Source organism: Microvirga yunnanensis, from assembly GCF_025460875.1.
Map to the genome: position 1 here is coordinate 29,980 of NZ_JAMXFI010000025.1, position 17,360 is coordinate 47,339.

The 17,360-nt window shown below is 64.4% G+C and carries 13 protein-coding genes; 7 read left to right on the forward strand and 6 right to left on the reverse strand.

Going from position 1 to position 17,360, the window contains the following annotated elements:
• Nucleotides 1-136: 136 nt before the first annotated feature.
• Both NF876_RS14575 and serA read right to left on the reverse strand, forming a co-directional pair.
• The gene (locus NF876_RS14575) at nt 137-442 is read right to left on the reverse strand and encodes a hypothetical protein (protein WP_262269512.1); all 306 of its coding nucleotides are present in this window, start codon (nt 440-442) and stop codon (nt 137-139) included.
• A gap of 387 nt (nt 443-829) precedes the next feature.
• Nucleotides 830-2,077: a phosphoglycerate dehydrogenase gene (gene serA, locus NF876_RS14580; protein ID WP_262269513.1), complete on the reverse strand. Its 1,248-nt coding sequence runs from the start codon at nt 2,075-2,077 to the stop codon at nt 830-832.
• A 688-nt stretch (nt 2,078-2,765) separates the two neighbouring features.
• On the opposite strand from serA, the gene NF876_RS14585 reads away from it, so the two are divergent.
• The 3 genes from NF876_RS14585 to NF876_RS14595 all read left to right on the forward strand — a co-directional run bounded on the left by NF876_RS14585 (nt 2,766) and on the right by NF876_RS14595 (nt 5,939).
• Complete coding sequence (locus NF876_RS14585; protein ID WP_262269514.1) at nt 2,766-4,007, forward strand: O-antigen ligase family protein; 1,242 nt, start codon at nt 2,766-2,768, stop codon at nt 4,005-4,007.
• Nucleotides 4,008-4,121: 114 nt separating this feature from the next.
• On the forward strand, nt 4,122-4,889 hold the full coding sequence (locus NF876_RS14590) for an endonuclease/exonuclease/phosphatase family protein (RefSeq protein WP_262269515.1): 768 nt from the start codon (nt 4,122-4,124) through the stop codon (nt 4,887-4,889).
• 105 nt (nt 4,890-4,994) lie between these two features.
• Nucleotides 4,995-5,939 carry a lysylphosphatidylglycerol synthase domain-containing protein gene (locus NF876_RS14595; RefSeq protein WP_262269516.1) on the forward strand — a complete coding sequence of 315 codons (945 nt, stop codon included), beginning with the start codon at nt 4,995-4,997 and terminating at the stop codon, nt 5,937-5,939.
• Nucleotides 5,940-5,942: 3 nt separating this feature from the next.
• Here NF876_RS14595 and NF876_RS14600 read toward each other — a convergent pair whose 3' ends face one another.
• Nucleotides 5,943-7,439: a phospholipase D-like domain-containing protein gene (locus NF876_RS14600; protein WP_262269517.1), complete on the reverse strand. Its 1,497-nt coding sequence runs from the start codon at nt 7,437-7,439 to the stop codon at nt 5,943-5,945.
• A 317-nt stretch (nt 7,440-7,756) separates the two neighbouring features.
• Here NF876_RS14600 and NF876_RS14605 point away from each other — a divergent pair, with 317 nt between their 5' ends.
• The 4 genes from NF876_RS14605 to glgA all read left to right on the forward strand — a co-directional run bounded on the left by NF876_RS14605 (nt 7,757) and on the right by glgA (nt 11,793).
• The gene (locus tag NF876_RS14605; RefSeq protein WP_262269518.1) at nt 7,757-8,374 is read left to right on the forward strand and encodes a DedA family protein; all 618 of its coding nucleotides are present in this window, start codon (nt 7,757-7,759) and stop codon (nt 8,372-8,374) included.
• A gap of 196 nt (nt 8,375-8,570) precedes the next feature.
• The gene (locus tag NF876_RS14610; RefSeq protein WP_262269519.1) at nt 8,571-8,909 is read left to right on the forward strand and encodes a DUF2934 domain-containing protein; all 339 of its coding nucleotides are present in this window, start codon (nt 8,571-8,573) and stop codon (nt 8,907-8,909) included.
• Between the two features lie 152 nt (nt 8,910-9,061).
• Nucleotides 9,062-10,345: a glucose-1-phosphate adenylyltransferase gene (glgC, locus tag NF876_RS14615; RefSeq protein WP_262269520.1), complete on the forward strand. Its 1,284-nt coding sequence runs from the start codon at nt 9,062-9,064 to the stop codon at nt 10,343-10,345.
• Nucleotides 10,342-11,793: a glycogen synthase GlgA gene (gene glgA / locus NF876_RS14620; protein ID WP_262269521.1), complete on the forward strand. Its 1,452-nt coding sequence runs from the start codon at nt 10,342-10,344 to the stop codon at nt 11,791-11,793. The genes glgC and glgA overlap by 4 nt, the downstream gene beginning before the upstream one ends.
• Before the next feature lie 541 nt (nt 11,794-12,334).
• Here glgA and NF876_RS14625 read toward each other — a convergent pair.
• The 3 genes from NF876_RS14625 to glgB all read right to left on the reverse strand — a co-directional run bounded on the left by NF876_RS14625 (nt 12,335) and on the right by glgB (nt 17,341).
• Nucleotides 12,335-12,727, reverse strand: a complete 393-nt coding sequence (locus NF876_RS14625) for a GFA family protein (protein WP_262269522.1) — start codon at nt 12,725-12,727, stop codon at nt 12,335-12,337.
• Nucleotides 12,728-12,805: 78 nt separating this feature from the next.
• The gene (glgX, locus tag NF876_RS14630; RefSeq protein ID WP_262269523.1) at nt 12,806-15,013 is read right to left on the reverse strand and encodes a glycogen debranching protein GlgX; all 2,208 of its coding nucleotides are present in this window, start codon (nt 15,011-15,013) and stop codon (nt 12,806-12,808) included.
• 81 nt (nt 15,014-15,094) lie between these two features.
• Nucleotides 15,095-17,341 carry a 1,4-alpha-glucan branching protein GlgB gene (glgB, locus tag NF876_RS14635; protein ID WP_262269524.1) on the reverse strand — a complete coding sequence of 749 codons (2,247 nt, stop codon included), beginning with the start codon at nt 17,339-17,341 and terminating at the stop codon, nt 15,095-15,097.
• Between the last annotated feature and the right edge of the window lie 19 nt (nt 17,342-17,360).

The window sequence follows — 17,360 nt, forward strand, 5'->3', positions numbered from 1 at the left end:
TCCGCGAGTTAAAGACTCAGGCCAGTGCACGCTCCAATTCCACTGCGGCTTTGCTCACCGTGAAGGAGCATGGTTAATGAACGGTTAAGCATGGCGCCGGGGAGATCCTGCGCCTTCCGGGCAGCTGCCGCCTGTCTCAGCGTTGGTCGTCCGGAAGCATGCCGGCGAGATCCTGCAGAAACTTGACGGATGCGGGCGGGCGGCCCTCCTGTTCGGCGATCCTGATGATGTTGTTGAGAATGTGGGCGATCTCGCTCAGCTTGGCGACGCGGCCTGCCGAGAGAACGTGGAAAAAGGTCGAGAAGGCGACGGCGATGGCCTGATCGTGCTCTTCGAGGCGGCGGCATTGCTCCTTGAGGGCCTTGATGTCCCTTTCCTGAGCCGAGACGATCTCCACCAGGGTCAGCATCTGTTCGGCCAGGGTATCCACTGAAGCGTTCATGTCGGATAGGCGTCCCAATTCTTCGATTTTGGTGAGAGGAGGCGGCTGAAAGTCTGCGGCGACCTGGTGCCGGAGCGACTCGCTGACGGCGTGCAGCGCGGCTGACAGCCGATCCGTTCCCTCCGACGGAGGGGTGATTGTCAGGGATGGGGACGGATGGGGCACAGCCTCCGACTCGTCCGCAGTGATCCTGGGCAGACCTGTCGCGCGGGTGAACCCGGACATCGCCAGTCGCACGAATCGACGCACCCTCACCTGAACATCGGCAATCACGATCCCACGTCTGCTCCCGCCAACCTGCACGCAGCCTCCTCGAGAGAAAGGCGCCCGACGGTAACATGACTTCCGGGGAAATGCTTCAGGAAGCTCTCGCACGCGCGGGACAGGTTATCCCCTTGCATAGAGCAGCCGCGCCCGAATGGTCCCGTCGAGGGCGCGGATCTCGTCCAGAGTCTCCCGGCTCTGCTCCGGCAAGCCTTCCGCTTCGATCACGACATATCCGATCTCGCCATCGGTCTGCAGGTGCTGGCCCGTGATGTTGAGGCCGCGTTGCGAGAACGCGTTGTTGAGGCGGCCGAGGATGCCCGGCACGTTGCGATGCACATGGATGTAGCGCGTGCCGGCTGCGCGGGACGGGAGCTGGACCTGCGGGAAGTTGACGGCCCCGACCGTCGTGCCGACGTCCGAATATTCAACGAGCTTCTTCGCGACCTCGGCGCCGATCCGCTCCTGCGCTTCTTCCGTCGATCCGCCGATATGGGGTGTCAGAATAACGTTGGGGACCCCCTGGAGGGGAGTGACGAACGCCTCCTTGTTGGAGGCCGGCTCGACCGGAAAGACGTCAACGGCCGCGCCGCGGAGGTGTCCGCTTCTCACAGCCTCCGCGAGTGCATCGAGATCGACCACGGTGCCGCGGCTGTTGTTGATGAGATAGGCGCCCTTCTTCATGGCGGCGATCTCGGCTCGTCCGATCATGCCGTGCGTGGCCGGCGTCTCCGGAACGTGAAGGCTCACCACGTCGCTCTGGCTCAGCAGCGCGTTCAGGCTGTCGGCCGGCTCGGTGTTCCCGTGGCGCAGCTTGTCGGTCTGATCGAAGAAGATCACCCGCATCCCCATCGCCTCGGCCAGGTAGGACAATTGCGAACCGATATTGCCGTAGCCCACGATGCCGAGCGTCTTGCCGCGGACCTCGTGGCTGTCGACCGCTGACTTGTCCCATTGCCCGGCATGAGCGGCGGTCGATTTGGGGAAGGTGCGCCGCAGCAGCATGACGATTTCGCCGATCACCAGTTCGGCGACGCTCCGGGTATTGGAGAAGGGGGCGTTGAAGACCGGAATGCCGGCGTGGCGGGCCGCTTCCAGGTCGACCTGGTTCGTGCCGACGCTGAAGCAGCCCACGGCGATCAGCCGGTTCGCGGCCTCGAAGACCTTCCGCGTCAGCTGCGTCCTGGAGCGGATGCCCAGAAGATGGACGCCCTGCAGCGCTTCGATCAGTTGATCTTCGTCGAGAGCCGTCTTGAGATAGGTCAGGTTCGTGTAGCCGGCGCCCTTGATCAGCTCGACAGCGCTGTCGTTCACCCCCTCGAGCAAGAGAACGCGGATCTTGTCTTTCTGAAGAGAGAACATTTCGGACATGTCAGCTCCATTTGGCCTTGCGCCGGCATGCCATACTCCGCCTCAGCGGTCGCGGAAATCCCCTTCCGTGCATTGAGCCCATGCCTGCCAGAGAGGATCCTCGACCGGGGGAGCCTCATACCTCCTATGCCCCGTCCCCCCGGAACAGGCCTGGAGTATGATGACTCAATCCGGTTGCAGCGCCAGCCGGTCAAGGAGACGGGAGCCGTTGCCGGATGTACGCACGGCTCCCGTTCCATTGCGGCACGGGGCTTGTCATCCTGGCTTCGGCCTTCTCCCAAACCCAGTCAATCGCGCCGAAGGGCCCTCGGTTGTCCCGCCGTGCGCCGATGAGATGTCGTCCTCTCGGTGCATGCCTGGGTCCCATCCTGCTGAAGCAGCGATCCATTGCCGCGAAGCTGACCCATCGGCTATCGTGGTTCTGCGCCGTCATGGTGTTCCGCCCCGGCAAGGGTCGGGTGGGCATTGCGTGATTCAGCCGGCCCGGGAGCGTCGCCCCTGTTCGGACTGGATATGGTGTTGCATATCGATTGTCGATGTGACTGCTCAGGATCAGGTTGCAGAACCCGCGGCGATCGAATTGTCAAATCGAAGTGGCGAGATTAAGAGAATTCGCATGTTTGCTGAATATAGACCTGCCTATAGGCAAGAACATGCGGACGATGTGACAAGTCTTGCGACCGCTGAGATGAATGACAGGAGGCGATCTACAGAACGAAACCGTCGCCTTGCTCTTCATCTCGACAATATTGGGCACGGTCTGATCGTCAGTCTGCCGGTCGCCATGGTGGCCGCCAACCGGTCGTCTCCTCTGCTTCTCACCAGTGCGGCTCTTTTCATCCTCGTCGCGCGATTGATCACCGGCGCTGTGGCTCCGCATCGGGGGGCCATGCGAATCCCGCGAAAAGGCGTCCTCGTCCTTCTCCTCTGCGGGATCGCCTATCCATTGGTCACGCTCGGCTGGGCCATGAAGCCGGCCGTGGGGCTTTTTTCCTGGGGCGAGGCCGTCCTTCCGGCCGCATCGAGCGCGATCCTGATCCTCAGCTGGCGCGCGGCGCCCCCGCCTCGATGGCTGGCCGGAGCCTTGGCCATGGCACTGATGATCGCGGCGGCGCTGATCGCCGCGGAGCTCCTGCTCCACTTCCCGTTGCGGCATGTCCTGCGCGACCGCGTAGGGACCTTCATTCACAACAGACCAACCGTGACGCTGTTTCTGCTGCTTGGGCCCGTGATCGCCGTGCTCGGGTTGCGCAAGCGGCGGACGCTTTGTCTGGCGCTATTGCTGACAACGGTCCCGACCATCCTCATTTCCGACAGCGAGGCCGCGAAGCTCGGGCTGCTGGCTGCGGTCGGGACCCTCGCGCTCAGCTATGCCCCCTTCGCCTGGGTGAGGCGCTTCCTGACGGTCGCGCTCCTCTGCCTCGTGTGGGTGCAGCCGTTTTTCGGCAGCATCGTTGTCAGATCCATGCCCGACAGCGTGGTCGAGGCGACCAAGGGGGCCCACACGCGGGAGCGCATCGCGCTCTGGCAAGCCTTCAGCGACGTTGCCCGTCGTTATCCGATCCTCGGCACGGGCTTCGCATCGTCGCCGCATATGGACCATCATCCGGTCGCGGCTGACATCGATCCTGCTTATCGTGAGATGCTGAAAGTCGGCCATCCCCACAATGCTTTCCTTCAGGTATGGGTCGAACTCGGGGCGGTTGGCGCTCTCTGGGTGAGCTTGCTCATCCTCTGGGTGATGGGGTGTCTTGCCAAAGCACCGGACGATATCCGTCGGGTCGGATTGATGACCCTCATGTCGGCGAGCGCGATCGCGCTGGTCAGCCACGGCGCATGGCAGGGCTGGTGGATTTCCGCCGTGACCCTGGCGGCGGCACTCCTGACCCTTCGTCCGAAGTCCCGGAAGAGCGAGCAAAGCCCCGAGTAAATTGTCAGGCTTGGCGGGGATCCAAGCCGCCCTGGTGTGTGTTTGGCCTCAAACCGGTTTGATCGACCTCCCGAAGCGGCCGCTTTCACGGGGTGGATGACGAGAGGGGGCCACGTGCCGCGAATCCTGACCTACAACGTGCACCGCTGTCTCGGCACGGACGGTCGGCTTTCCCCGGCGCGGATCGCCGATGTGATTGCAGCCTATGAGCCGGACGTCGTGGCGCTTCAGGAACTCGACGTGGGGCGCGCCCGGACCGGCGGGATCGATCAGGCCCTGGCGATCGCCAGGGCTCTCGGAATGCAGGTGCATTTCCACGCCAGCCTGAAAGTTCTCGAGGAGGAATACGGCAACGCCATCCTGACCCACAGGCCGTCGCATCTGGTGAAGGCGGAGGCGCTGCCCGGCTGGGCGGGCAAGCCGGGGCTGGAGCCGCGGGGTGCCCTTTGGGCGGAGGTCCAGATCGGCGGCGCCGGGGTCCAGGTGATCAACACCCATCTGGGCCTGCGCCGGCACGAGCGGCTTGCCCAGATCGAGGCTCTCCTGGGCCCCCGTTGGCTCGGGCATCGGGCCTGCCGAGAGCCGGTGATCCTGGTGGGCGACCTCAACGCGACGCCTCGCTCGCGGGCCTACCTGCGGCTGGCTTCGCAACTCTGGGACGCGCAGGCCCGGCTCGCGAAGCCCAGGGCAACCTTCCCGTCCCGCCTGCCGTTCCTGCGCATCGACCATGTTTTCGTGAGCCGCTCGATCCGCGTCTTGCGGGTCGAAACGGTGCGGACCCCGCTCGCCCGCGTGGCCTCGGATCACCTGCCCCTCCTGGTCGAATTCCAGGTCGCTCATGGGCAGGTCAACAAGCCCGGTTTCGCCCATGCACAGGAATAGACGGCCCGGGGCGGCTGCGACGGATCGCCAGGCTCGCCACGGCGTTGAGTTCCATGGACCTCAGTGGTTGCCTGCGGGCCGGATGGATGGAAGCAAGGAGAGTGGATGCGGTACTGGAAATACGTGATCGCTGCGGCGGCCGTCTGCCTTGCAGCTTTTCTGCTCTACCGCACGCTCAGCCGCTACGGCCTGGACCAGCTCACGGCCGCCGTGGCGTCCGTTCCCGGACCCAGGCTTCTGGGCGCTTTCGGCTTCGCCGCCGCGAGCTACCTGTGCCTGACATTCTTCGACTATCTGGCTCTGCATTACGTGAAGCGGCCGCTGCCCTATCCGAAAGCCGCCCTGGCCTCGTTCACGGCCCTGTCCCTCGGCCATAACATCGGCCTGGCCGCGTTGAGCAGCGGCGCGGTCCGCTACCGTTTCTATACCCGCTGGGGCTTGAAGACCGCCGAGGTCGCCAAGGTGATCGTCTTCTGCGGCGTCACGGTCGGGCTCGGCCTCCTGGTCCTCGGCGGCGGCGCGCTCCTGTTGCGTTCCGGCCTGGCGGTGGAGATCACCGGTCTCTCGCGGCCGGTCGTCCTGGCGCTGGGAGTCGGCTGCCTTGCGCTGCCCGCTCTCTACCTGATCCTGTCCGCCTTCGTCCGGAGGCCTTTGAGGATCAGGCGATGGACCCTCGAAATGCCGCCGTTGAAGCTTGCCGTCGCGCAGGTCCTGGTCGGCTCCATCAATTTCGCTTTCGTGGCGGCCTGCCTTCATCAGGCGCTCGCGGCCGTCGCCGAGGTGGCTTACCTGGGTGTGGCGTCCGTCTACGTGATCGCCAACGCCACGGCCCTCGTCAGCCATGTGCCCGGTGGCCTGGGGGTGATCGAGAGCGTGGTCATGTATCTGCTGCCGCAGACCGATCTGATCGGGCCGCTCCTGGTGTTCCGGTTCGTCTACTTCCTGGTGCCGCTGATCCTGGGGATCGCTCTGTTCGCCGTGACGGAACTGGTCCATCGCCGCAGCGATACCGCCTACGCGCCGGGTGCAGAGGTCGAGGCGAAGGCCTGACGGCTACTCCCTCCGGCGGCGGAACAGGGAGAGAGGCTCGAAGGGCTCGAGAGGATCGAGGAGCCCCGTCCCGGCGGCCGGCACGTCGGGGCCGTCGTCCGACATCGCGCCGAACGCCCGAAGACCGCGCGGGCCGGTGTTGAGCGTCTCGATGGCCGCGAGGACGGATCCGTTCGCGAGGTCCACGGTTTTCCTGAACGTTCCCGGGCTGATGTCCAGGTGCTCCGCCAGCAGACGGTCCCGGAGCCGCGCGATGGTCCGGCGCATTTCCTCGGCAGTGGCCTCGATCGCCACGTCGCACTCGCTGTCGAGACCGATCGAGCGGTTGTTGAGGTTCGAAGACCCGATGCGCAGGAACACGTCGTCGACGATGATGAGCTTGGAATGGATCAGGACCTGGCATTCTCCACCCTGGTCGTTGGGAATGACCGGGTAATAGACCCGCAGGCGGCCGTAATGATCGCACTTGCGCAGGCGGCGGATCAGCCGGTCCCGATTGGTGCCCATGACCAGTTCCTCGGCCCAGCCGTGCGATTCGTGGGTCTGGATGACGATGATCTCGGGGCCGTCGGGATCGGCGAGGTGCCGCTCCAGGACGTCGCCTACGGCAGGTGCCGTCATGTACTGGGCTTCGATGTAGATGGTCCTGCGTGCCGCCGCGAGGGCATCGAGGGTCAGGGCGGCCGCCTCATGGGCCGCAGGCTGCTCTCCCCAGGCCGGGTAGGTTCGGGCAATGGCGATCGGCACCTGGCGGAAGTCGGGTTCCAGGCCGGGTGGCCAGGGGGCGGGTCCGGCGGCTGCAGGGCCCAGCTCTTCACCGGTGGCGAATTTCCAGCGTCCGTAACCGACCTCGGCGATCGCCCGCCCGGCGTCGCCGTCGACCAGCATCTGAAGATCGTGAACGGGCTCGTAGATGGTCCCGTCATCCTTCAGCCGGATCGGATCGTCACAGGCATGGTGGTGGGTATCCCAGCGTTCGACGGTCAGATCCATGCCGCCCACGAAAGCCAGCGCGTCGTCGATGCAGACGATCTTCTGGTGATGGGCCGCGTAGAGCGGATGATGCGTGTCGAGCTTGAGTTGCAGGCGCGGGTGGTTCTGCCAGTCGGCGCCGAAGATCAGCGGCCCGGGTGCGCCGGGGGCATGCACGACGGCGACGCTCCACACGAGAATGCGGACAACGAGATCGGGATTGTCCTCCACGAGCGAGCGCAGCAGGGGACCGAGCGGAGGCGATTCCTCGATGCTCGCGTCCGGACGCAGCCGGATGCTGCCGTCGAAATCCCAGCCGATGATGAGGATCGATCGCTGGGCCCGGCGCAAGGCGGCTTCGAGATGCGCGAAATAGGGTGCTCCGTCGACCAGCACGCTGGCCCGGTCGGCCTGAGCCACGCGCCAGCAGTTGTGGCCCGGACGCAGAATCGGGCCCGCTGATCCGCGTGCGGACCCATGGCCCTGGGCGATGGCCTGCGCTCCTGTCGATTCTTCCAAAAGTTGCACGTCAGCCACGTTCTCGAACGGAATATTCTGCCAACTCAGGACTGAAGCCAAGGTTCCGGGAGGGGGGCCGAGCCGGATTCGAGCCCTGTCCCTGTGGATCGGGCGTGCGCCTAGAGCATCGGACGGACCCAGAGGGCCGCGTCAGCGAAAAGTGGATCCGGTTTTCGCTGGCGCGGCCCGCTGGGTCCGTTCTGACCGATGCTCTCATTCAAGAAGAAAGCATCGGATGGATCCCAAAAGTGGACCCACTTTTCACGTCCGATGCTCTAGGGCCATATAGAGCCGGCAACTCCGCCTTGGGACGATGGTGAAGCCCGGTGTTCGATTGGATTGTCAGCCTCATCGATAAGGCCGGTTATGTCGGCATCGCGGTCCTCATGCTGCTGGAGAACGTGTTCCCTCCGATCCCGTCGGAGGTGATCATGCCTCTGGCGGGCTTTTCCGCCGCCAAGGGTACGCTCAGCTTCGCCGGCGTTGTCGCCTCCGGGACGGCCGGGTCTCTCGCAGGCGCCTATTTCTGGTTTCTGATCGGGCGCTGGATCGGTCCGAAGCGCCTGAAGCGGTTCGCGGCCCGGCACGGCCGCTGGCTCACGATGCATCCCGACGAGCTGGAGCAGGCCCGGGCCTTCTTCGCCCGTCATCAGGGCGTGGCGCTTTTCGTGGGACGCCTCATTCCCGCCATCCGGTCGCTCATCTCCGTTCCCGCCGGCGTGAACTGCGTTCCGGTCCCGACCTTCCTTTTGTGGAGTTCCCTCGGAACGGCCCTCTGGACTCTGCTGCTGGCCGGCGCGGGCTATCTGCTGGAGAGCCAGTACGAGCGCGTCTCGGAATGGCTCAACCCGGTCTCGAACGTGGTCGTGGCCGGGCTGGCGATCTGGTACGGCTATAGGGTCTTCACCTTCAAGTCTCCGGCGCCTATCCGAGAGGAGCGCTGAAAGCTTCCTCGGCGATGGTTCGACTCCAGGCAGACATTTGCCGCAGATTCGGTATGCAGCCGTTGCTATTCGCGGGAACCGCCTAATAATTTACACAGTTCATATCCGATGGACGCGTAACCTTGTGACGACCGGCGAGGCCGGTCGGCTCGGCGCGTCCTTGGGGCGAGGCACGGCATCAGGTTGAAGGGCAATCATGGACAAGCAGACCGAAGAAAGAATCCGCGAGCGGGCCTATGAGCTCTGGATGCGGCATGGGAGCATCCATGGCCGCGCGGACGAATACTGGTATCAGGCGGAACGGGAGGTTCTCGGCGAGGGCGACGAGGGGAACGCCACGAAGGCGCCGATCATCGATCCTGCCCCCTTGGGCATGACGAGCATGACGGCGGACGAAGAGCTTTCGAGCCCGGTCGCCCCGAAAACCCGCAAGAGACGCAGCCCGGCCGCCGTTCCCGTCGCGGAGGGGAGTGCAGAAGCCAGCGAGACCCCCGTGGCAGCGCCGAAGCGTCGGCGCACGACCCGGGTCTCCTGACGCAAGTCGTGACACGAGCCTCCGACCCGTGCGGCCGGAGGCTCAAGGGGCAAGTGCAAAACTGAATCCGGAACAGATCAGCGAGAACTCGCGGCCGGTTTCAGCGTCTACAGAGCGGGGCAGGTGGCTGCCTTTGATGTGAGGACCCGGTCTTGCCGAATTCCAGCGTTTCCCACGCACCTCTCTCCCGCCATGCAATGGCGTATGTTCTCGCCGGCGGACGCGGCAGTCGGTTGATGGAGCTGACCGACATCCGCGCGAAGCCCGCCGTCTATTTCGGCGGCAATACGCGGATCATCGATTTCGCCCTGTCGAATGCTTTGAATTCCGGCATCAGGCGCATCGGGGTGGCGACGCAGTACAAGGCGCACAGCCTGATCCGCCATCTCCAGCGGGGCTGGAATTACTTCCGTGCGGAGCGGAACGAGAGCTTCGACATCCTGCCGGCGAGCCAGCGCGTATCCGAGACGATGTGGTACGAGGGCACGGCCGATGCGGTGTATCAGAACATCGACATCATCTCGAGCATCGACCCCGAGTACATCATCATTCTGGCAGGCGATCACGTCTACAAGATGGACTACGAGATCATGCTTCGGCAGCATGTGGACTCGGGAGCCGATGTAACCGTCGGATGTCTCGAGGTGCCGCGCATGGAAGCCGTCGGCTTCGGCGTGATGGCCATCGACGAGACCGACCGCATCATCTCGTTCCTCGAGAAGCCGGCCGACCCTCCGGGCATGCCGGACAAGCCCGACATGGCGCTGGCCAGCATGGGCATCTACGTTTTCAACACCCGCTTCCTCTTCGAGCAGCTGCGGCGCGACGCGTCGACGCCAGGTTCGAACCGGGACTTCGGCAAGGACATCATCCCCTATCTGGTCGAGCACGGAAAGGCGGTGGCGCACCGCTTCACGACCTCGTGCGTCCGCTCGGGTGCGGAGGCCGGCGGCAGCGATGCGGAGGCCTATTGGCGCGATGTAGGCACGGTCGATGCCTATTGGGAGGCCAATATCGACCTCACCGCCATCGTTCCGTCGCTCGACCTCTATGACCGCGACTGGCCGATCTCGACCTTTTCCGAGACATGGCCGCCGGCCAAATTCGTTCATGACGAGGAAGGCCGGCGCGGGCACGCCATCAACTCCCTGGTGTCGAGCGGCTGCATCGTCTCCGGCGCGGCCCTGCGCCGGTCGCTCGTCTTCACGGCCGTGCACCTGCATTCCCATGCCGACGTCGAGGGCGCCGTCCTGCTGCCCTATGTCGAAATCGGCCGCGGAGCGCGGTTGAGGAACGTGGTCGTCGATCGCGGCGTGCGCATCCCCGATGGACTGGTGGTCGGTGAGGATCCCGAACAGGATGCGCAACGGTTCCGCCGCACCGAAAAGGGCATCTGCCTCATCACCAAGCCGATGATCGAGAGACTGGCCGGATGAAGCCTCTGAGCGTTCTGTCGGTCACGTCGGAGGTCTTTCCCATCATCAAGACAGGCGGCCTGGCCGATGTGGCCGGAGCGCTTCCGTCCGCGCTGGCCGAGGAGGGCGTGACGGTGGTCACGCTCGTGCCCGGCTATCCCTCGGTTCTGGCGGCGCTGGAACGTCAAGAGGTCCTGCACCAATATCCTGGCTTCTTCGGCGGAGCGGCTCGACTTCTCTCCGGCAAGGCAGCCGGCCTCGAGCTTTTCGTCATCGACGCGCCTCATCTCTTCGAACGCCCGGGCTCTCCCTATCTTGCTCCGAACGGCCGCGACTGGCCCGACAATGCCCGGCGCTTCGCGGCGCTCGGACGGGCCGCCGCCGATATCGGCCAGGGGCTGACCCCGGGTTTCGTCCCCGACGTCATTCACGCTCACGACTGGCAGGCGGGCCTCGTGCCGGTCTATCTGAGCCTCAGCGACAGCCCGCGTCCGGGCACGATCATCACCATTCACAACATCGCCTTCCAGGGTATCTTCCCGGCCGATCTCCTGTTCGAGCTCGGCCTGCCCACCAGCGTCTTCACGGTGGATGGGGTCGAGTATTACGGGCAGATCGGGTTTCTGAAGGCGGGCCTGCAGCTTGCGGACCGCATCACGACCGTGTCGCCGACCTATGCCAAGGAGATCCAGACGCCCGAAGGCGGGATGGCGCTGGACGGATTGCTGCGCGCGCGCTCGAACGTGGTGTCGGGCATTCTCAACGGCATTGACGACAAGGTATGGGATCCCTCGACGGACGCGCACTTGGCGCAATCGTACGGCCGCGACAGCCTCGACGCGCGAGCGGCCAACAAGAAGGCGCTGCAGGAGCGCCTTGGGCTCGCGCCCGATCCGGATGCTCTTCTGTTCGGCGTCGTCAGCCGGCTGTCGGAGCAGAAGGGGCTCGATCTCGTGCTCACCGGTCTGTCCCGCCTGCTCGCGGACGGCGCGCAACTGGCTCTGCTCGGCGCAGGAGACAAAGCTCTCGAAGACAGCTTTCAGACGGCGCGCATCGTCTATCCCGGCCAGGTGGGCTGCTTCGTCGGCTATGACGAGGCGCTGGCCCACCAGATCCAGGGAGGAAGCGATGCGCTTCTCGTCCCATCGCGCTTCGAGCCCTGCGGCCTGACCCAGCTCTGCGCCATGCGCTACGGCAGCATCCCGATCGTCTCACGGGTGGGAGGGCTGGCCGATACCATCATCGACGCGAACGAGATGGCCATCGCCACCGGGGCGGCAACGGGATTCCAGTTCGGGCCCGTGACTCTCGGCGCGGCGCTCGATGCCTTCGACCGGGCAAAGCACCTGTGGCGCGACAAGGATGCCTGGCGTCGCCTGCAGATGAACGGCATGGGGGCCGATGTGAGCTGGCACCGTCCGGCGAGGCAATACGCCAATCTCTATCGCTCGTGCGCCGGAGCGCCTTGAGGCGAGACGAGCTCCCCTCCGCGCAGGAGGGTGGATCCGGCACGGCGCCTGTCGTGACGGCCTAGCGCATCGGACGGAACCCTGTCTTGGCTCGACCAGATGGTCACCCCGTCGTCATCACCGGGCTTGTCCCGGTGATCTCGATTGTTTGAGGCGCGGCGCTTTTCAGCATCGGGATGGCCGGCACAAGGCCGGCCATGACGTGTGGAGAGAGCAGCACCGGCTTCTACCAGCACTCCACGTCATCACCCGCTCACACCACCCTCCACGTCATCACCGGGCTGGTCCCGGTGATCCCGATTGTTGGGAACGCCGCACCTCACCAGATCGCGATGGCCGGCGAGCGGTGTGTGATGACCGGCCGGCCATGACGGGAGAGCGTTTCGATCCTGTCCGGGAGTGGCGCGGGCGTTAGAGCATCGGACCCAAAAGTGGATTCCACTTTTGGGTCCGATGCATTCTCTTTAGATGAGAGCATCGTTGAGAGCGGAAAACCGGATCCACTTTTCGCTGACGCGGCCCTCTGGGTCCGCACGATGCGCTATTCTTCGGAACGGCTTGTAGCGTCGCGGTCGCGGTCGTAGCGCTTCCGGAGAGGGAACGGCGGCAGCCAGGACTCGCGGCGGATGGTCCAGAGCTCGTAGGTCGGCATCAACTGGTCTGGAGCATCCAGGGAGCCCAGGCTCACCTCGATCTCGTCTGCGCTGCGCGCGAATACGGACGAGCCGCAGCGGGCGCAGAAATGCCGGCCGGCATAGTCCCCCGTCGCGCCATCGATTGTCACCGCCTCCTGAGGGAAGATCGCAGAAGCGTGGAAGAGGGCCCCATGATGCTTGCGGCAGTCGAGACAGTGGCAGAGCCCGACGCGATAGGGCCGTCCCGATGCCACGATCCGCACATTGCCGCACAGGCAACCTCCCGTGAAACGGTCCATGCTGCGTCTCCTCCGGCACCAAGCGAGCCGCATACCATGGACAGCGCTGCCCATCCTGGTCAAGCCACCGATGCTCGTTCAGGTGGTCTTCTTCTTCTCCGCCCTGCGCTGCCTTTCCGGCTTGAGCTGGAAGAGCAGCAGGGAACGAGCGGTGACGGTGTATTCCTTCCCGAATCTGAACTCGGTCGGAACCTCCAGGTCGGGCTGGTTGGTGTCGATGTGGCACATCCAGGCTTCCCCGCCGACCACCTCGGGCAGGGTGCACTTCACGACGTCATGGTGCGCGTTGAGGATCAGCAGCAGGGTCACGTCCGTGCCGCGCCGGCGGATGCCGGTCGGCTGGGCGCGGCCGTCGAGCAGGATGCTGATGCAGCGGGCATTCGGATCCTGCCAGTGCTCAGGGGTCATCTCGTCCCCGGCAGGTGTGAGCCATGTCACGTCCTTGACGTCGAGCTCCTCGTTGTAGACGCCCGACAGGAACCGTCCCCTGCGCAGGATCGGCAGATCCTGGCGGAGCCGGATGAGCTTGCGGGTGAACTCGAGAAGCTCGATGCCGTCTTCGTCGATGCCCTCCCAGTCGATCCAGGAGATCTCGTTGTCTTGGGCATAAGCGTTGTTGTTGCCCTGCTGGGTGCGGGCAAACTCGTCGCCAGCGAGCAGCATGGGCGTGCCCTGCGAGAAGAGCAGGGTGGCAAGCATGTTGCGCATCTGGCGCAGTCGGAGCGTGCGGATCGTCGGGTCGTCCGTCGGACCCTCCGCGCCGTAGTTGAACGACAGATTGTGATCGTGGCCGTCCTTGTTGTCCTCGCCGTTCGCTTCGTTGTGCTTGTCGTTGTAGGAGACGAGATCGTTCAGCGTGAAGCCGTCATGGGCGGTGATGAAGTTGACGGAGGCCCAGGGCCGGCGCCCGCGCTTGTTGAAGATGTCGGCCGACGCGGTGAGGCGGGAGGCCAGTTCCGGCAGCTTGCCTTCCTCGCCCTTCCAATAGGCCCGCACCGTGTCGCGGTAGCGATCGTTCCATTCAGCCCATCCGGGCGAGAAGCGGCCGACCTGATAGCCGCCCGGTCCGCAATCCCAGGGCTCCGCGATCAGTTTGACCTGGCTGAGCGCCGGATCCTGGCGGCATGCATCGAGGAAACGCCCGTCTTCGTCGAAGCCGTGCGGCTCGCGGCCGAGAATGGTCGCAAGATCGAAGCGGAAGCCATCGATCTGCACCTCCTGGGCCCAGTAGCGAAGGCTGTCCGTCACCATCTGGAGCACGCGGGAATGGCTGAGATTGACCGTATTTCCCGTGCCGGTGTCGTTGATGTAATAGCGCTTGTCCGGAGCCAGTCGGTAATAGGAAGCGTTGTCGATCCCCTTGAAGGACAGGGTCGGCCCCAGCTCGTTTCCTTCAGCCGTGTGGTTGTAGACCACATCCAGGATCACCTCGATTCCGGCGTCGTGGAGATGGCTCACCATCTCCTTCACTTCGTTCACGAAAGGCGTTGCGAGGTAGCGCGGCTGCGGGGCGAAGAAGCCGATGGAATTATAGCCCCAGTAATTCCGTAATCCCTTCTCGATGAGATAGCTGTCGTCGACGAAGGCGTGGATGGGGAGCAGCTCGACGGCTGTGACCCCGAGGCTCCTGATGTACTCGATCACCTCGTGCTGCATGAGGCCCGAGAAGGTGCCGCGCAGCTCCCGGGGTACGGCCGGGTGCTGCATGGTGAAGCCGCGCAGATGGGTCTCGTAGATGATCGTGCGCTCCCACGGAGTCTGGGGCCGGCGCATGCGTCCCCAGGTGAAGGCCGATTCAACGACCCGGCATTTCGGCATGAAGCGCGCGCTGTCCCGCTTGTCGAACGACAGATCCGCATCCGGAGAGCCGATCGTGTAGCCGAACAGGGCCGGGTTCCAGACCAGATCGCCGACGAGCTGCCGGGCATAAGGGTCGAGCAGGAGCTTGTTCGGGTTGAAGCGGTGGCCCTCCTTCGGGTCGTAGGGGCCGTAGACGCGGTAGCCATACGTGGTTCCCGGCCGCGCATCCGGCAGGTACCCATGCCAGACCTCGTCCGTGTATTCCGGCAGCTCGATGCGCTCCAACTCGTTGCGGCCTTCCAGATCGAACAGGCAGAGTTCAACCTTCGTGGCATTGGCAGAGAAGATGGCGAAGTTGACGCCCAGTCCGTCCCAGGTGGCTCCGAGCGGGTAGGGCAATCCCTCCCGCACGCGGGACGTGCGTCTCACGTTCGGAGCGACGATCTGAGCGGCCGGGAACTCACGGGTATCGACTTTGTCGTTCATCTGGAATCTCGGAAACCAAGCGGAGCAAAACGTTCATTTCATCAACGCGCGAGGCTTGAGTTAAGTCCCACGCAAGCGGAACTATATGTTCGCACCCGATCCATCCTGGTCGAGGACGAGAATGAGCGTCGCCAGGGGTGGAATCGTGAGGGTCAGGGAGCAGGGCTGGCCGTGGCTCGGCGTGTCGCCGGCCACCACCCCGCCGAGATTGCCCACATTGGCGCCGCCGTACTGGGCAGCATCCGTGTTGACCGCCTCGCGATAGAAGCCCGGCAGAGGGACGCCGATGCGATAGGCTTCGCGAGGAACGGGCGTGAAGTTCGACACCACGACGGCAAGCGAGTTCTCGTCGTCCCCGCGCCGCGCCCAGGCGATGACGCTGTTGTCGCGGTCATCCGCCACGAGCCACTCGAATCCCTTCGCCTCGCAATCGCGCTCGTGCAAGGCGGGAATGGCCCGGTAGGCGCCGTTCAGATCTCCGATGAGCGTCTGCATGCCTTTGTGGGAGGAGTCACCAAGGAGATGCCAGTCGAGGCTCTCGTCGTGGTTCCACTCCCGCTCCTGGGCGAACTCGCCTCCCATGAACAGGAGCTTCTTGCCGGGGTGCCCCCACATGAAGCCGAAATAGGCGCGCAGATTGGCGAATTTCTGCCAGCGGTCGCCCGGCATCTTGCTGATGAGCGACCCCTTGCCATGGACGACTTCATCGTGACTCAGCGGCAGGATGAAGTTCTCCGAGAAGGCGTAGAGCAGGCCGAAGGTGAGGTCGTGATGGTGGTATTGGCGGAAGACGGGGTCCTTGCTGATGTAGCGAAGGGTGTCGTGCATCCAGCCCATGTTCCATTTGAATCCGAAGCCGAGGCCTCCCGTGTAGGTCGGCTGTGAAACGCCCGGCCAGGCGGTGGATTCCTCCGCTATGGTGATCGCGCCCGGCGAGGTGGCGTAGGCCACCTCGTTCATCTTGCGGATGAAGTCGATGGCGCCGAGATTCTCGTTGCCGCCGTAGCGGTTCGGGATCCACTCGCCGGGCTTGCGCGAATAGTCGAGATAGAGCATCGACGCGACCGCGTCGACCCGCAACCCGTCGAGATGGTAGCGCTCCAGCCAGAAGCGGGCGTTCGCCACGAGGAAGCTCATCACCTCCCGGCGTTCGAAATTGTAGATGTAGGTGCCCCAGTCCTGGTGAAATCCCAGCCGGGGGTCGGCATGTTCGTAGAGATGTGTTCCGTCGAAATAGGACAATCCATGCGGATCGTTCGGGAAATGCGCCGGAACCCAATCGAGAATGACGCCGATCCCGGCTGCGTGCGCCGCCTCCACGAACGCTGCAAAGTCCTCCGGCGTGCCGAAGCGGCTCGTGGGCGCGTAAAGCGAAATGGTCTGGTAGCCCCATGAGCCGTCGAAGGGATACTCGGTGATCGGCAGAAGCTCGATATGCGTGAAACCGAGATTTTTCACGTAGGGGATGAGCCGCACGGCCAATTCGCGATAGGTGAGATAGCGATTGCCTTCCTCAGGAACGCGGGCCCAGGAGCCGAGATGACACTCGTAGATCGACATCGCGGCCTTGCGGTGGTTCTGCGCGGACCGCGCGGTCATCCATGCGGCGTCCTGCCAGTCGAAGGTCGGTGCGTGTCTGAGAATGGATGCCGTGGCGGGCGGATGCTCCGCGGCAAACGCGATGGGGTCGGCCTTGAGCGCGAGAAGGTTGCCGTGCAGGCCGATGATCTCGAACTTGTAGCGCTGATCCGGTCGTACGTCCGGAATGAACAATTCCCAGATTCCGCCCTCATGGCGGCGGCGCATGGGATGGCAGCGCCCATCCCATGCATTGAAATCGCCCACGACGCTGACCCGGCGGGCGTTGGGGGCCCAGACGGTGAAGAGGAAGCCCTGGATGCCGCCGAGATCGAGAAAATGCGCGCCCAGTTTCGTGTAGACGGCATCGCTCGCCGGATTGCCGACGTCCATGAGGTCGTCATGCGACAGGAAGGTGCCGAAACTGTAGGGATCGTGCCGGATCTCGGTGTTGCCCTGCTTCTCGATCCGCAGCCGATAGTCGGGCCGTTCGGAGGCGCTGAAGGACGCGACGAGGAGACCGTCCGGCGGCATCCGCTCCATGGTGCCGAGAACGGTCTGTCCGTCCTGGCCCACAACCGACACGGCCTCGACATCCGGCACGATGGCTCGGATTTCCCACCGGCCCGGAGAAATCTCGTGTGGGCCGAGAACCGAGAAAGGATCGCCCGAATTGACGATCTCCGCAACCGATGGCGGCTCGGCCGGGCGCGTCGGCGCGCTCTGCGATCCACGGCGGTGCTGATCCATTCGGCTGTTCCCCTTCATA

Excerpts from the sequence above, each read along its gene's own strand:
- NF876_RS14595 (WP_262269516.1), top strand. The coding sequence starts at position 4,995 with ATGCGGTACTGGAAATACGTGATCGCTGCGGCGGCCGTCTGCCTTGCA.
- NF876_RS14585 (WP_262269514.1), top strand. The coding sequence starts at position 2,766 with ATGAATGACAGGAGGCGATCTACAGAACGAAACCGTCGCCTTGCTCTT.
- glgB (WP_262269524.1), bottom strand. The coding sequence starts at position 17,341 with ATGGATCAGCACCGCCGTGGATCGCAGAGCGCGCCGACGCGCCCGGCC.
- NF876_RS14575 (WP_262269512.1), bottom strand. The coding sequence starts at position 442 with ATGAACGCTTCAGTGGATACCCTGGCCGAACAGATGCTGACCCTGGTG.
- NF876_RS14625 (WP_262269522.1), bottom strand. The coding sequence starts at position 12,727 with ATGGACCGTTTCACGGGAGGTTGCCTGTGCGGCAATGTGCGGATCGTG.
- glgX (WP_262269523.1), bottom strand. The coding sequence starts at position 15,013 with ATGAACGACAAAGTCGATACCCGTGAGTTCCCGGCCGCTCAGATCGTC.
- glgA (WP_262269521.1), top strand. The coding sequence starts at position 10,342 with ATGAAGCCTCTGAGCGTTCTGTCGGTCACGTCGGAGGTCTTTCCCATC.
- serA (WP_262269513.1), bottom strand. The coding sequence starts at position 2,077 with ATGTCCGAAATGTTCTCTCTTCAGAAAGACAAGATCCGCGTTCTCTTG.
- NF876_RS14610 (WP_262269519.1), top strand. The coding sequence starts at position 8,571 with ATGGACAAGCAGACCGAAGAAAGAATCCGCGAGCGGGCCTATGAGCTC.